Below are 15,237 nucleotides of genomic sequence, written 5' to 3'. Positions count from 1 at the left end.
GAACTCGTCGCGGGTCTGCTTCTCGATCTTCTTCGCCAGTTTCGGCTGCATCAGGCCCGAGGTGCGTTTCTGCACCAGGGTTTCCAGGTCGATGCCGTCGATGATGTCCAGCGGGTCCAGGACGTTGCCCTTGGACTTGGACATCTTCTGGCCCTGGCCATCACGCACCAGGCCGTGCACGTACACGGTCTTGAACGGTACCTGCGGGGTGCCGTCTTCGTTCTTCACCAAGTGCATGGTGAGCATGATCATCCGGGCAACCCAGAAGAAAATGATGTCGAAGCCGGTGACCAGCACGTCGGTGGAATGGAATTTCTTCAGGAACTCGGTCTGTTGCGGCCAGCCGAGGGTGGAGAAGGTCCACAAGCCCGAGCTGAACCAGGTGTCCAGTACGTCGTTGTCCTGTTGCAGCGTCACGTCCGCGCCAAGGTTGTGCTTGGCACGTACTTCGGCTTCGTCGCGGCCCACGTAGACCTTGCCCGACTCGTCGTACCAGGCCGGAATCCGGTGGCCCCACCACAGCTGGCGGCTGATGCACCAATCCTGGATGTCACGCATCCACGAGAAGTACATGTTTTCGTACTGTTTCGGCACGAACGCGATGCGGCCGTCTTCCACGGCAGCAATCGCCGGCTCAGCCAGCGGCTTGGTGGACACGTACCACTGGTCGGTCAGCCAGGGCTCGATGATGGTGCCGGAGCGGTCGCCCTTCGGCACTTTCAGGCCGTGGTCGTCAACGCTTACCAGCAGGCCGGCGGCGTCGAAGGCGGCAACGATCTGCTTGCGCGCCTCAAAACGGTCGAGGCCGGCGTATTCAGCCGGGATCTTGCCGTCGATGCTCTCGTTCAGCGTGCCGTCGAGGTTGAACACCTGGCAGGCCGGCAGAACGGCGGCGTTTTTATCGAAGATGTTCAGCAGCGGCAGGTTGTGGCGCTTGCCGACTTCGTAGTCGTTGAAATCGTGGGCCGGGGTGATTTTCACGCAGCCGGTGCCGAATTCAGGGTCGCAGTAGTCATCCGCGATAATCGGGATGCGACGGCCAACCAGCGGCAGCTCGACGAACTTGCCGATCAGCGCCTGGTAGCGCTCATCGTTCGGGTTGACCGCGACAGCGGCGTCGCCGAGCATGGTTTCCGGACGGGTGGTGGCGACGATCAGGTAATCATTGCCTTCGGCGGTCTTGGCGCCGTCAGCCAACGGGTACTTGAGGTTCCACAGGAAACCTTTCTCGTCGTGGTTTTCCACTTCAAGGTCGGAAATCGCCGTGTGCAGCTTGGTGTCCCAGTTGACCAGGCGCTTGCCGCGGTAGATCAGGCCGTCTTCATGCAGGCGCACGAAGGCTTCCTTCACGGCTTCCGACAGGCCGTCGTCCATGGTGAAGCGCTCGCGGCTCCAGTCGACGGACGAGCCCAGGCGACGGATCTGACGGCTGATATTGCCGCCGGACTGATCCTTCCATTCCCAGATTTTCTCGAGGAATTTCTCGCGGCCCAGGTCGTGACGGTTCTGGCCGGTGGCTTCCAGTTGGCGTTCCACCAGCATCTGGGTGGCGATACCGGCGTGGTCTGTACCTGGTTGCCATAGGGTATTGCGACCCTGCATGCGGCGGAAACGAATCAGGGCATCCATGATCGCATTGTTGAAGCCATGGCCCATGTGCAGGCTGCCAGTGACGTTCGGTGGCGGAATCATGATGGTGTAGGCATCGCCCGCGCCTTGCGGAGCGAAATAATTCTCGGACTCCCAGGTCTGGTACCAGGAAGTTTCAATAGCGTGCGGCTGGTAGGTCTTATCCATGCGCGGCGGGACCCTAGTTGGCATTAATTCAGGAAAGCCGACAAGTATAACGGGGGATAGGGGAGAGGGGTAGGAGCGAGCTTGCTCGCGAAAAACCTGAGGGCGGCGCGTTCATTCAGGATGTACGCGTTATCGTTCACGCCCTTCGCGAGCAAGCCCGCTCCCACAGGGGATATGTGTCAGCCTTAGTTCTGGTACTGGCTCAACAACCGTTCCATGCGCGCATCCAGCCGGCGCTTGATCTCGGTTTCGATATGCGGGGCAAAGTCGTCGATCACGTCTTGCATGATCAGTTGCGCGGCGGCGCGCAGTTCGTTGTCCAGGTGCAGCAGCAGGGCGTCGGGGGCTTTTTCGGCGGCAGGTACGGCAACAGCCGCAGCCGGCGCAGCTTGTACCACGGGCGTTTCGACAGGTTCCGGCGTAACCGGCTTGCCACCCACCATATCGAACAGCAGGGGAATTTGTACGTCACCGTTGACCGAATCGGTCAGCAGCGGCGGTTGCAGGTCATCATCACCGAGCAGCTTGCGGATCGACTCAAGGTCATCCAGCAGGTGGTCAGAGTCTTTTAGCGGGTTTGGAGTGTCCATCGTGTGCTCAAAGTCGTTGTAGCCGGTGATCTTGCAGAGAATAGCCCTGTTCGCGGTAGAAACGGAAACTCTCCCGCGCGGCCTGACGAATAGCCGGGTCTTCCACCACCACTTCCGCCACGCGGGCGAAACCCTTGGCGAAGGCCGGTACTTTCAGGTCAAGGTTGACCAGCAGGTCTGTGTGATCGCCGCAGCTGTCGCCCAAACCCAGTACCACCAGGCCTTCCGGTTCTGATTCGGCGGCGCCGTGGGGCACGAAGCTTTCGCCCTTGAAGCGCCACAGGCGGGCGTCGAGGTCGTCACGCTGGGCGGCATCGCTGCAATGCAGGTAGATACGGTGGCCCATGCGCCAGGCTTTTTCGGTGAGCTTGCAGGCAAAGTCCAGGCGCGCGGAAGGATCGGCGCTGGGCAATATATAGAAGTCGACTTGGGTCATTGCGGTTCCTGAGCCCCGGGCGGCTTTACAAGCGCCCGGGGATCTTCATTTTCAGGCTTTGGCGCGGTCCAGCAGGTACTGGGTCAGCAATGGAACCGGACGGCCAGTGGCGCCCTTGTCCTTGCCGCCGCTGGTCCAGGCGGTGCCGGCGATGTCCAGGTGGGCCCAGTTGAAGTTCTTGGCGAAACGCGACAGGAAGCACGCCGCAGTGATGGTGCCGGCTTTCGGGCCGCCAATGTTGGCGATGTCGGCGAACGGGCTGTCCAGCTGTTCCTGGTACTCATCGAACAGCGGCAGTTGCCAGGCGCGGTCGTCGGCAGCCTGGCCGGCGCTGAGCAGTTGGCCGATCAGTTCGTCGCTGTTGCCCAGCAGGCCCGACGTGTGGGCGCCCAGGGCAACCACGCAGGCACCGGTCAGGGTGGCGATGTCGATCACGGCTTGCGGCTTGAAGCGCTCGGCGTAGGTCAGGGCGTCGCACAGCACCAGGCGGCCTTCGGCGTCGGTGTTGAGGATTTCCACGGTCTGGCCGCTGAGGGTGGTGACGATATCGCCCGGACGGGTCGCGCCGCCGCTCGGCATGTTCTCGGCGCAGGCCAGGATGCACACCAGGTTGATCGGCAGCTTGAGTTCCAGCACGGCACGCAGGGTGCCGAACACGCTGGCGGCGCCGCCCATGTCGTACTTCATCTCGTCCATGCCCAGGCCCGGCTTGAGGCTGATGCCGCCGGTGTCGAAGGTGATGCCTTTACCGACCAGGGCAAATGGCTTCTCGGACTTCTTGCCGCCGTTGTATTGCATCACGATCAGGCGTGGCGGCTGGTCGCTGCCCTGGCCCACGGCATAGAACGAGCCCATGCCCAGTTCCTTGATCTTCTTCTCATCCAGGACTTCGACTTTCAGGCCCTTGAATTCCTTGCCCAGCGCCTTGGCTTGCTCGCCCAGGTAGGTTGGGTGGCAGATGTTCGGTGGCAGGTTGCCCAGGTCACGGGTGAACGCCATGCCGCCGGCGATGGCCTGGGCGTGGGTCACGGCGCGTTCGACTTCAGCCTGGGCCGCCTTGATGGTCAGCAGGGTGACTTTCTTCAGGGCGCGGGGTTCGGCCTTGGTGCTCTTGAACTGGTCGAAGACGTAGCCGCCGTCCAGCAGGCTTTCGGCCAGCAGGCGGGTCTTGCCGTAGCTGTCGCGGCCCTTGACCACGACTTCGTCCAGCGCCAGGGCCGCGTCGGTGCCGCCCAGGCCCTTGAGGGTGTTGAGGATGCCGGCGATGATCTTGCGGAACGGACGGTCGCCCAGTTCGGCGTCTTTACCAATGCCCACCAGCAATACGCGGTCGGCTTTAAGGTTAGGCAGGCTTTGCAGCAGCAGGCTTTGGCCGACCTTGCCGGCCAGGTCGCCGCGCTTGAGGACTGCGCTGATGGCGCCGCCGCTCAGTTCGTCCAGTTGCTTGGCGGCAACGCCGAGTTTGCGGCCTTCGCCGACAGCGACCACGAGGGTGGCGGTTTTCAACGTTTCGGGGCTAACGCTTTTTACAACCAGTTCCATTTTCGGGTCCCTTATAAAGGTCAGTGAGCCAGGAGTCTGTACTCCGGCTTGTAAGCTTGGCAGCCTGTAGGCCGCCCGCGACAAAGGCCGCAGTTTGAACCTCGCCGCCCGAGCCTGACAACCCTTGCGGGCAGCTTTGTGCACGCGTATGAGCAAGCTCCGTGACAGGTGCGGTCAATCACAGGATAATGCGCCATCTTTTTAGCCGGCCTGCAGCAATGGGTCGACTCGATATGCTTGCTTGTTTGGCCGCCTTAGCCTGACAACCCTGGAGTGTCTGGTTTGATCGTCTTCCGTTATCTATCCCGCGAAGTCCTGTTGACCCTGAGTGCCGTGAGTGCGGTATTGCTGGTCATCATCATGAGTGGTCGCTTCGTCAAATACCTCGCCCAGGCTGCCTCGGGTGCCCTGGATCCGGGTTCGCTGTTCCTGATCATGGGCTTTCGCCTGCCGGGCTTCCTGCAGTTGATCCTGCCATTGGGCCTGTTTCTCGGGATTCTGCTGGCCTACGGCCGCTTGTACCTTGAAAGCGAAATGACCGTGTTGTCGGCCACCGGCATGAGCCAGCAACGTTTGCTGGCCATGACCATGGTTCCGGCCACCGGTATCGCGCTGGTGGTGGCCTGGCTGAGCTTGAGCCTGGCACCCCAGGGCGCCATGCAGTTCCAGCTGGTGCTGAACAAACAGGACGCCATGACCGAATTCGACACCCTGGAGCCGGGCCGCTTCCAAGCGCTCAACGACGGCACCCGGGTGACCTATACCGAGCAAATGTCGGATGACCGTGCCAACCTGGGAGGGGTGTTCATCTCCCAGAAAAACCTCGGCCAGAACCAGAAAGACCGTGGTATTTCGATTCTGGTGGCCGACAAGGGGCGCCAGGAAGTGCGTCCGGATGGCAGCCGTTACCTGATCCTGGAAGATGGCTATCGCTATGACGGGAGCCCCGGTCAGGCCGATTACCGCGCAATCAAGTACGACACCTATGGCGTGATGCTGGCCCGGCCGGATGTCAGCGATGAGGTCACCGACCGCGACGCGATCCCGACCCCAGACCTGATCGGCAGCAAGGAACTGCGTTCGATCGCCGAGCTGCAATGGCGGATTTCCCTGCCGCTGCTGGTGTTCATCGTGACCTTGATGGCCGTGCCGCTGTCCCGGGTCAACCCGCGCCAGGGCCGCTTCCTCAAGCTGCTGCCGGCGATCCTGCTTTATATGGCTTACCTGACCATCCTGATTTCCGCCCGCGGCTCCCTGGAGAAGGGCAAGCTGCCGCCGGCCCTTGGGTTGTGGTGGGTCCACGGGGTCTTCCTGGCCATTGGCCTGGGCCTGCTTTATTGGGAACCGATGCGGTTGAAGATGCGGAGTCGTCGCAGCGTGAAGGAGATGGCCCGTGGTTAAGCTCGACCGCTACATTGGTAGCAGCGTCCTGGTCGCAATCCTTGCGGTATTGGGCATTATTCTGGGGCTGGCCTCGTTGTTCGCCTTCATTGATGAAGTCGGCAACGTCAGCGATACCTACACCGTTACCGACGTCCTGAGCTACGTGGCGCTGACGGCGCCCCGTCGCCTGTACGACATGATGCCGATGGCTGCGCTGATCGGCTGCCTGATCGGCCTGGGCAGCCTGGCCAGCAACAGCGAGCTGACCATCATGCGCGCGGCGGGTGTTTCCATCGGTCGCATCGTGTGGGCGGTCATGAAGCCCATGCTGTTGCTGATGGTGGTCAGCGTGCTGATCGGTGAATACGTGGCGCCTCCAGCCGAGTCCACGGCCCAGGCCAATCGTGCCCTGGCCCAGGGTTCGGGCGATGCCCAGAGCTCCAAGCATGGCCTGTGGCACCGCCAGGGTGAGGAGTTTATCCACATCAACGCCGTGCAGCCGGGTGGCTTGCTGGTGGGTGTCACCCGCTACCACTTCGACAAGGAACGTCACCTGCTGTCGTCGAGCTTCGCCAAACGTGCACAGTACGCCGACGAAAAGTGGCAACTGAGCGATGTGACCACCACCTATTTCCGTGATATCGGCAAGGGTGCGGCATCGACCACCGAAGTGATCAATGTGCCGACGGAGCAGTGGGATATTTCCCTCAAGCCCGAATTGCTGAATACCGTGGTGATGATCCCGGAAAGCCTGCCTATCTCCGGCCTGTGGGGGTATATCCATTACCTCAAGGACCAGGGCTTGAACAACGGCCGTTACTGGCTGGCGTTTTGGGTCAAGGTGTTGCAGCCGGTGGTGACGGCTGCGCTGGTGCTGATGGCGATCTCGTTCATCTTTGGCCCGTTGCGTTCCGTGACCCTCGGCCAGCGCGTGTTTACCGGCGTACTGGTGGGCTTCACCTTCCGTATCGCCCAGGACCTGCTGGGGCCGTCCAGCCTGGTATTCGGTTTCTCGCCGCTGTTTGCGGTGCTGGTGCCGACCGCCATCTGCGCCGTGGCCGGCTTCTGGCTGTTGCGTCGGGCCGGTTGAGCCCGCGCTTATGAAAAAAAATGCCCCGTTCGAACGACCGGGGCATTTTTGTTCTTGGTCGCCATGGATGACGTCTGGTCTGCGCATCAGGTACAATTCCCGGCTATTTTTCAGCGGGCAGTCTGCCTGCAGCCTTTTTGAGTGTTGATCCGTGAGTGATTTGAGTCATATCCGCAATTTCTCCATCATCGCCCACATTGACCATGGCAAGTCGACGCTGGCCGATCGATTCATCCAGATGTGCGGCGGCCTTGCCGAGCGTGAAATGGAAGCCCAGGTGCTGGACTCCATGGACCTCGAGCGCGAGCGCGGGATCACCATCAAGGCCCACAGCGTAACCCTGTACTACACCGCCAAAGACGGTATCAAGTACCAGCTCAACTTCATCGACACCCCGGGCCACGTCGACTTCACCTATGAAGTCAGCCGTTCCCTGGCGGCCTGCGAAGGTGCGTTGCTGGTAGTGGATGCGGGCCAGGGCGTTGAAGCCCAGTCCGTGGCCAACTGCTACACCGCCATCGAGCAAGGCCTGGAGGTGATGCCGGTGCTGAACAAGATCGACCTGCCACAGGCCGATCCGGACCGCGTCAAGGAAGAGATCGAGAAGATCATCGGCATTGACGCCACCGACGCCGTCGAGTGCAGCGCCAAGACCGGCCTGGGCGTCGACGAGGTGCTCGAGCGCCTGGTCAAGACCATTCCGGCTCCCACCGGCAACTACGAAGATCCGCTGCAAGCGTTGATCATCGACTCCTGGTTCGACAACTACCTGGGCGTTGTTTCCCTGGTACGCGTGCGCCACGGCCGTGTGAAGAAGGGCGACAAGATCCTGGTCAAGTCCACCGGCAAGATCCACCTGGTGGACAGCGTCGGTGTATTCAACCCGAAGCACACGGCTACCACTGATCTGAAAGCCGGCGAAGTAGGCTTCATCATCGCCGGTATCAAGGACATCCACGGTGCACCGGTAGGTGACACCCTGACCTTGAGCTCCACCCCTGACGTCGACGTGCTGCCGGGCTTCAAACGCATCCAGCCGCAGGTTTACGCCGGCCTGTTCCCGGTCAGCTCCGATGACTTCGAGGACTTCCGCGAAGCCCTGCAGAAGCTGACCCTCAACGACTCGTCGTTGCAGTACACCCCGGAAAGCTCCGACGCCCTGGGCTTCGGCTTCCGCTGCGGGTTCCTGGGCATGCTGCACATGGAAATCATCCAGGAGCGCCTCGAGCGCGAATACGACCTGGACCTGATCACCACCGCGCCGACGGTTATTTTTGAGCTGGCGCTGAAAACCGGTGAAACGATTTACGTCGACAACCCGTCCAAGCTTCCGGATCTGTCTTCCATCGAAGACATGCGCGAACCGATCGTGCGGGCCAATATTCTTGTGCCGCAAGAGCATCTGGGCAACGTCATTACCCTGTGTATCGAAAAGCGTGGCGTACAGCACGACATGCTGTTCCTCGGTACCCAGGTGCAAGTGACCTACGATTTGCCGATGAACGAAGTGGTCCTGGACTTCTTCGACCGTCTCAAATCCACCAGCCGCGGCTATGCTTCGCTGGATTACCATTTTGACCGTTACCAATCGGCTAATCTGGTGAAGCTGGATGTACTGATCAACGGCGACAAGGTGGATGCCCTGGCGCTGATCGTGCACAAGGACAACGCGCACTACAAAGGTCGCCAGTTGACCGAAAAGATGAAAGAACTGATTCCGCGCCAGATGTTCGACGTTGCGATCCAGGCCGCCATTGGCGGGCAGATCATTGCACGGACTTCCGTCAAGGCACTCAGAAAGAACGTACTGGCCAAATGCTATGGCGGCGACGTCAGCCGTAAGCGCAAGCTGCTCGAGAAGCAAAAGGCCGGTAAAAAACGCATGAAGCAAGTGGGTAACGTGGAAATTCCACAAGAAGCCTTCCTTGCGGTGCTCAGGTTGGATAGTTAGGTCCTATGTCACTAAATTTCCCGCTGTTGCTGGTCATCGCCGTTGCCGTTTGCGGTCTATTGGCGTTGCTCGATCTGGTGTTCTTCGCCCCGCGTCGCCGGGCAGCCATCGCGTCCTATCAGGGCAGCGTCAGCCAGCCCGATGTGGCGGTGATCGAGAAACTGAACAAAGAGCCGATGCTGGTTGAATACGGCAAGTCGTTCTTCCCGGTGTTGTTCATCGTGCTGGTGCTGCGTTCGTTCCTGGTGGAACCGTTTCAGATCCCTTCGGGCTCGATGAAACCTACCCTGGACGTGGGCGACTTCATCCTGGTGAACAAGTTTTCCTACGGGATCCGCTTGCCGGTGATCGACAAGAAAGTGATCGAGATCGGTGACCCGCAGCGCGGCGATGTGATGGTGTTCCGCTACCCAAGCGACCCGAACGTCAACTACATCAAGCGTGTAGTGGGCCTGCCGGGCGACGTGATTCGCTACACCAGCGACAAGCGCCTGTTCGTCAACGGCGAGTCGGTGGCAGAAAAACTGATCGGTTCCGAGCCGAACACCCTGGGCAGCGCCGAGCTGTACCAGGAAAAACTCGGGGCGGTAGAGCACGAAATCCGCAAGGAGATGAGCCGCTACCGTTCGCCGCCTGACAACCAGTGGACAGTGCCTGCCGGGCACTACTTCATGATGGGCGACAACCGCGACAACTCCAACGACAGCCGCTACTGGGATGACCCGAATATTCCCAAGGACCTGCTGGGCATGGTCCCCGACCAGAATATCGTCGGCAAGGCCTTCGCGGTCTGGATGAGTTGGCCGGAACCCAAGCTCAGCCACTTGCCGAACTTCTCGCGGGTCGGGCTGATCAAGTAATCCATGCGGCGCTGTGAACACAGCGCCGAATGCTTTTCTGGGGCTTGGACAAAACCAGGCCCCATGCAGCAACCACCAGGATTTGAATTTGAACACAGCGTTAATCGTCGCAGGCCACCGGTGCCTCGAACTGAATGTGGGTAAACCGTGAGCGTTTCTCTAAGCCGTCTCGAGCGCCAGCTCGGCTACACCTTCAAGGATCAGGAATTGATGATCCTTGCCCTCACACACCGCAGTTTTGCCGGGCGTAACAACGAGCGCCTGGAATTCCTCGGTGATGCCATCCTCAATTTCGTCGCCGGCGAAGCCCTGTTCAATCGCTTCCCGCTGGCCCGCGAAGGCCAGTTGTCGCGCTTGCGTGCGCGCCTGGTGAAAGGCGAGACCCTGGCTGTACTGGCCCGTGGTTTCGACCTGGGTGATTACCTGCGCCTGGGCTCCGGCGAGCTTAAGAGCGGCGGTTTCCGTCGCGAGTCGATCCTGGCCGACGCCCTTGAGGCACTGATCGGCGCGATCTACCTCGACGCGGGCATGGAAGCGGCCAAGGAGCGCGTCGTCGCCTGGCTGTCGACCGAAATCGAAAGCCTGACGCTGGTAGACACCAACAAAGATCCAAAGACCCGCCTGCAGGAATTCCTGCAGTCCCGTGGTTGCGACCTGCCGCGTTACGAAGTGGTGGATATCCAGGGTGAGCCGCATTGCCGAGTGTTCTTCGTCGAATGCGAAATCACCTTACTGAATGAAAAAAGCCGAGGTCAGGGTGTGAGCCGTCGTATTGCCGAACAGGTAGCGGCCGCTGCAGCACTGATTGCCCTGGGCGTGGAGAATGGCCATGACTGATTCAACCGCAACTCGCTGTGGCTATGTTGCCATCGTCGGCCGTCCGAACGTGGGCAAGTCCACGTTGCTGAACCACATCCTGGGACAGAAGCTGGCGATCACCTCGCGCAAGCCCCAGACCACCCGCCACAACATGCTGGGCATCAAGACCGAAGGCGCCGTACAGGCTGTCTACGTTGATACCCCGGGCATGCACAAAGGCGGCGAAAAGGCCCTCAACCGCTACATGAACAAAACCGCTTCGGCCGCGTTGAAAGACGTCGACGTGGTGATCTTCGTGGTCGACCGTACCAAGTGGACCGACGAAGACCAGATGGTTCTGGAGCGCGTGCAGTACGTCACCGGCCCGTTGATCGTCGCGTTGAACAAGACTGACCGCATCGAAGACAAGGCCGAGCTGATGCCGCACCTGAGCTGGCTGCAGGAACAACTGCCGAACGCCCAGATCATGCCGATCTCGGCCCAGCACGGGCACAACCTTGAAGCCCTGGAACGTGTGATTGCTGGCTACCTGCCGGAGAACGAACACTTCTTTCCGGAAGACCAGATCACCGACCGCAGCAGCCGTTTCCTCGCCGCCGAACTGGTACGCGAGAAAATCATGCGTCAGATGGGTGCCGAGCTGCCGTACCAGATCACCGTCGAAATCGAAGAGTTCAAGCAGCAGGGCAAGACCCTGCATATCCATGCGTTGATCCTCGTCGAGCGTGACGGCCAGAAGAAAATCATCATTGGCGACAAGGGCGAGCGCATCAAGCGCATCGGCACTGAAGCGCGCAAGGACATGGAATTGCTGTTTGATTCGAAGATCATGCTCAACCTGTGGGTGAAGGTTAAGGGTGGTTGGTCCGATGATGAGCGTGCGTTGCGTTCGTTGGGTTACGGCGACCTGTAACAGGTCTCCGGAACACCGCAGGACAAATGTGGGAGCGGGCTTGCTCGCGAATGCAGTGGATCAGTCACTAGATGTGTTGACTGACACCCCGCATTCGCGAGCAAGCCCGCTCCCACATTGGATAGTCGTTGTTTTCCAGACCGTGTTCCCGCAGCGAGAACCCCATGTCTCAAACCCCACCCACCGGCCAACCCGCCTACGTCTTGCACAGCCGCGCCTACCGCGAGACCAGCGCCCTGGTGGACTTCCTCACGCCCCAAGGCCGCCTGCGCGCGGTCTTGCGCAGTGCACGCGGCAAGGCCGGCACCCTGGCGCGGCCCTTCGTGGCCCTGGAAGTGGAGTTTCGTGGACGCGGCGAGCTGAAGAACGTCGGCCGTATGGAAGCTGCCGGCGCCTCCAACTGGCTCAACGGTGAGGCGCTGTTCAGCGGCCTCTACCTCAACGAATTGCTGATCCGCCTGCTCCCCGCCGAAGACCCGCACCCCGGCGTCTTCGATCATTATGCCGCCACCTTGCTCGCCCTCGCCGAAGGCCGTCCCCTGGAACCGCTGCTGCGCGCATTCGAATGGCGCCTGCTGGATGACTTGGGCTACGGCTTCGAACTGAGCAACGACCTGCACGGCGACCCCATCGCCGCCGACGGCATGTATCGCCTGCAAGTGGACGCAGGCCTGGAGCGGGTCTACCTGCTGCAACCCGGCCTGTTCCAGGGCACCGAATTGCTCGCCATGAGCGAAGCCGACTGGACCGCCCCCGGCGCCCTGTCCGCCGCCAAGCGCCTGATGCGCCAAGCCCTGGCCGTGCATCTGGGCGGTCGGCCACTGGTCAGCCGCGAGTTGTTTCGAAAGCCCTGACATCCCCGTGTATGCTGTGCAGCGATTCCTTCCCTCTTCAGGAGCGCTTTTCGTGACCACCAGCAATCGCATTCTTCTCGGCGTGAACATCGACCACGTAGCCACCCTGCGCCAGGCCCGGGGCACCCGTTACCCGGACCCGGTCAAGGCCGCGCTGGACGCCGAAGAAGCGGGCGCCGACGGCATCACCGTGCACCTGCGCGAAGACCGCCGCCACATCCAGGAGCGCGACGTGCTGCTGCTCAAGGACGTGCTGCAAACCCGCATGAACTTCGAAATGGGTGTCACCGAGGAGATGATGGCGTTCGCCGAGCGCATCCGCCCGGCGCATATCTGCCTGGTGCCGGAAACCCGCCAGGAACTGACCACCGAAGGCGGCCTCGATGTGGCTGGCCAGGAAGCGCGGATCAAGGCTGCCGTGGAGCGCCTGTCGAAGATCGGCAGTGAAGTCTCGCTGTTCATTGATGCCGATGAGCGCCAGATCGAAGCTTCGCGCCGTGTCGGGGCCCCGGCCATCGAACTGCACACCGGCCGTTATGCCGACGCGACCACGCCGACCGAAGTTGCCGACGAATTGCAGCGCATCATCGACGGCGTCAACTGCGGCCTGGGCGAAGGCCTGATCGTCAACGCCGGCCACGGCCTGCACTACCATAACGTCGAAGCCGTGGCTGCGATCAAGGGCATCAACGAGCTGAACATCGGCCACGCACTGGTGGCGCACGCGCTGTTCGTCGGCTTCAAAGGCGCCGTCGCCGAGATGAAAGCCTTGATTCTGGCCGCCGCCAAACATTAAAAGAGCGCTGAAGATCCAATGTGGGAGCGGGCTTGCTCGCGAAGGCGGTGGGTCTGTTACTCATGCATCGTCTGACACGCCGCTTTCGCGAGCAAGCCCGCTCCCACACAAGCCCGCTCCCACATGTGGCAATGCGAACCCTTACTGTTTAGGTGATGCCGGTGTATGGTATCTGCCCTTTGCGGGTCTCGGACCCGCGGCAGATACGTGAGGTTGTTGTGTCCCAATCGTTTTCCCGTCGACAAATCCTGGGTGGTCTTGCCGGTCTCGCGGTGGTGGGCGTCGGTGCCGGTGGCGCCTATCGCTACTGGCTCGGGAAGGTGGCCGAGGCCGAGGCGGGGCACGATTACGAGCTGATCGCCGCGCCGCTGGACGTGGAGCTGGTGCCGGGGCACAAGACCCAGGCCTGGGCCTTCGGCCCTTCGGCGCCGGGCACCGAGTTGCGAGTGCGCCAGGGTGAATGGCTGCGGGTACGCTTTATCAACCACCTGCCGGTCGCCACTACCATCCACTGGCATGGCATTCGCCTGCCGCTGGAAATGGACGGCGTGCCGTATGTCTCGCAACTGCCGGTACTGCCGGGCGAATACTTCGACTACAAATTCCGCGTGCCCGATGCCGGCAGCTATTGGTATCACCCCCACGTGAACAGCAGCGAAGAACTGGGCCGTGGCCTGGTGGGCCCGCTGATCATTGAAGAGCGCGAACCCACCGGTTTCAAGCACGAACGCACCTTGAGCCTGAAAAGCTGGCACGTGGACGAAGAGGGCGCCTTTGTCGCCTTCAGCATTCCCCGCGAAGCGGCCCGGGGCGGCACCGCCGGACGCCTGTCGACCATCAATGGCGTGTCCCAGGCGGTGATTGATTTGCCGGCCGGGCAGATCACCCGTGTGCGCCTGCTCAACCTCGATAACACCCTGACCTATCGCATCAACATCCCCGACGTTGAAGCGCAGATCTATGCCCTGGACGGCAACCCCATCGAACCGCGCCCGCTGGGCAAGGAATACTGGCTCGGCCCTGGCATGCGCATCTGCCTGGCGATCAAGGCGCCGCCCGCCGGTGAAGAATTGTCGATCCGCAACGGCCCGGTACGTCTGGGCACCTTCCGCTCGGTGGCCAGCACCGACACGGCGACCGAATGGCCGCCTGCGTTGCCGGCGAACCCGATTGCCGAGCCGGACCTGGCCAATGCCGAGAAACTCAACTTCAATTTCGAATGGGTTGGATCGGTCTCGGTGAACGTGGACAATAAGCCACCGAGCCTGTGGCAGATCAACGGCCAGGCTTGGGACATCACCGACAAGACCTGCGCCGACCGCCCGATTGCCAAGCTTGCAAAGGGCAAGAGCTACATTTTCGAACTGAAGAACATGACCCAGTACCAACACCCGATCCACCTGCACGGCATGAGTTTCAAGGTCATCGCCTCGAACCGCCACAAGGTGATTCCGTACTTCACCGACACCTACCTGCTGGGCAAGAACGAGCGTGCCCGCGTGGCGCTGGTGGCGGATAACCCGGGTGTCTGGATGTTCCACTGCCATGTGATCGACCACATGGAAACCGGCCTGATGGCCGCCATCGAGGTGGCGTGATGCGCCAGTTTCGCCCCACGGCGATTATCGACCGCAGCCGCGACCAGGACTTCATGCGTGAAGCGCTGGCCCTGGCTGCCCAGGGTGCCGCGCTGGGCGAAGTGCCGGTGGGCGCGGTGCTGGTGCAGGACGGCGAAGTAATCGGGCGCGGCTTCAACTGCCCCATCAGCGGCAACGACCCCAGTGCGCATGCCGAGATGGTCGCGATTCGGGCCGCTGCTCAGGCTGTCAGCAATTACCGGCTGCCGGGCAGCACGCTCTACGTCACGCTGGAGCCGTGCAGCATGTGCGCCGGGCTGATCGTGCATTCACGGATTGCCCGGGTGGTGTACGGCGCGCTGGAGCCGAAAGCCGGGATTGTGCAAAGCCAGGGGCAGTTTTTTACCCAGGGCTTTCTCAACCATCGGGTGCTGTATGAGGGCGGGGTGTTGGCCGAGGAGTGCGGGACGGTGTTGAGCGAGTTCTTCAAGGCGCGAAGAGCCAAAGGCTGACGCGATACCCTGTGGCGAGGGAGCTTGCTCCCGCTGGGCTGCGTAGCGGCCCCAAAATCTGGGGAGCGCTGCGCACTCCAGCGGGAGCAAGCTCCCTCGCCACAACAGCAGTCTTAT

The 15,237-nt window shown here is 61.4% G+C and carries 14 protein-coding genes; 10 read left to right on the top strand and 4 right to left on the bottom strand.

The window, feature by feature from the left end; genetic code table 11:
• The 4 genes from ACIOMR_RS19990 to ACIOMR_RS19975 all read right to left on the bottom strand — a co-directional run.
• Positions 1-1,797, bottom strand: a 1,797-nt coding sequence (locus tag ACIOMR_RS19990; RefSeq protein WP_401195964.1) for a valine--tRNA ligase, incomplete at its 3' end; no start/stop codon positions are given.
• Between the two features lie 185 nt (positions 1,798-1,982).
• Positions 1,983-2,387 (bottom strand): DNA polymerase III subunit chi, encoded by a 405-nt coding sequence (locus tag ACIOMR_RS19985; RefSeq protein WP_178904039.1) that lies wholly within the window; start codon positions 2,385-2,387, stop codon positions 1,983-1,985.
• A 7-nt stretch (positions 2,388-2,394) separates the two neighbouring features.
• Entirely contained in the window at positions 2,395-2,823 is a 429-nt protein-coding gene (locus ACIOMR_RS19980) for a DNA polymerase III subunit chi (RefSeq protein ID WP_003210446.1), read from the bottom strand.
• Positions 2,824-2,874: 51 nt separating this feature from the next.
• A complete protein-coding gene (locus ACIOMR_RS19975) occupies positions 2,875-4,365 on the bottom strand; it encodes a leucyl aminopeptidase (protein WP_008438515.1) in 1,491 nt (496 codons plus the stop codon).
• 282 nt (positions 4,366-4,647) lie between these two features.
• Between ACIOMR_RS19975 and lptF the strand changes: the two genes are divergently transcribed.
• The 10 genes from lptF (at position 4,648) to tadA (ending at position 15,120) form a co-directional block, all read left to right on the top strand.
• Positions 4,648-5,766 (top strand): LPS export ABC transporter permease LptF, encoded by a 1,119-nt coding sequence (gene lptF / locus ACIOMR_RS19970; protein WP_003210442.1) that lies wholly within the window; start codon positions 4,648-4,650, stop codon positions 5,764-5,766.
• The gene (lptG, locus tag ACIOMR_RS19965) at positions 5,759-6,838 is read left to right on the top strand and encodes an LPS export ABC transporter permease LptG (RefSeq protein WP_003210440.1); all 1,080 of its coding nucleotides are present in this window, start codon (positions 5,759-5,761) and stop codon (positions 6,836-6,838) included. The genes lptF and lptG overlap by 8 nt, the downstream gene beginning before the upstream one ends.
• A gap of 151 nt (positions 6,839-6,989) precedes the next feature.
• On the top strand, positions 6,990-8,789 hold the full coding sequence (gene lepA / locus ACIOMR_RS19960) for a translation elongation factor 4 (protein ID WP_003210439.1): 1,800 nt from the start codon (positions 6,990-6,992) through the stop codon (positions 8,787-8,789).
• Between the two features lie 5 nt (positions 8,790-8,794).
• Positions 8,795-9,649, top strand: coding sequence for a signal peptidase I (lepB, locus tag ACIOMR_RS19955; protein WP_003210437.1), 855 nt, complete (start codon positions 8,795-8,797; stop codon positions 9,647-9,649).
• Positions 9,650-9,796: 147 nt separating this feature from the next.
• On the top strand, positions 9,797-10,486 hold the full coding sequence (rnc, locus tag ACIOMR_RS19950; protein WP_003210434.1) for a ribonuclease III: 690 nt from the start codon (positions 9,797-9,799) through the stop codon (positions 10,484-10,486).
• Positions 10,479-11,381 (top strand): GTPase Era, encoded by a 903-nt coding sequence (gene era, locus ACIOMR_RS19945; protein WP_003210432.1) that lies wholly within the window; start codon positions 10,479-10,481, stop codon positions 11,379-11,381. Before rnc ends, era begins: the two co-directional genes overlap by 8 nt.
• Positions 11,382-11,545: 164 nt before the next feature.
• Positions 11,546-12,235: a DNA repair protein RecO gene (gene recO / locus ACIOMR_RS19940; protein WP_093201548.1), complete on the top strand. Its 690-nt coding sequence runs from the start codon at positions 11,546-11,548 to the stop codon at positions 12,233-12,235.
• A 52-nt stretch (positions 12,236-12,287) separates the two neighbouring features.
• Positions 12,288-13,031 (top strand): pyridoxine 5'-phosphate synthase, encoded by a 744-nt coding sequence (gene pdxJ / locus ACIOMR_RS19935; protein ID WP_003210427.1) that lies wholly within the window; start codon positions 12,288-12,290, stop codon positions 13,029-13,031.
• 218 nt (positions 13,032-13,249) lie between these two features.
• On the top strand, positions 13,250-14,629 hold the full coding sequence (locus ACIOMR_RS19930; protein WP_087695164.1) for a multicopper oxidase family protein: 1,380 nt from the start codon (positions 13,250-13,252) through the stop codon (positions 14,627-14,629).
• Positions 14,629-15,120 (top strand): tRNA adenosine(34) deaminase TadA, encoded by a 492-nt coding sequence (gene tadA, locus ACIOMR_RS19925; protein ID WP_003210422.1) that lies wholly within the window; start codon positions 14,629-14,631, stop codon positions 15,118-15,120. The genes ACIOMR_RS19930 and tadA overlap by 1 nt, the downstream gene beginning before the upstream one ends.
• Positions 15,121-15,237: the final 117 nt, after the last annotated feature.

The sequence above is a fragment of the Pseudomonas sp. NPDC087814 genome, assembly GCF_044742865.1.
Classification (GTDB): domain Bacteria; phylum Pseudomonadota; class Gammaproteobacteria; order Pseudomonadales; family Pseudomonadaceae; genus Aquipseudomonas.
Note: the sequence above shows the minus strand (reverse complement) of the source record. Positions and strands in the feature narration are given on the sequence as shown.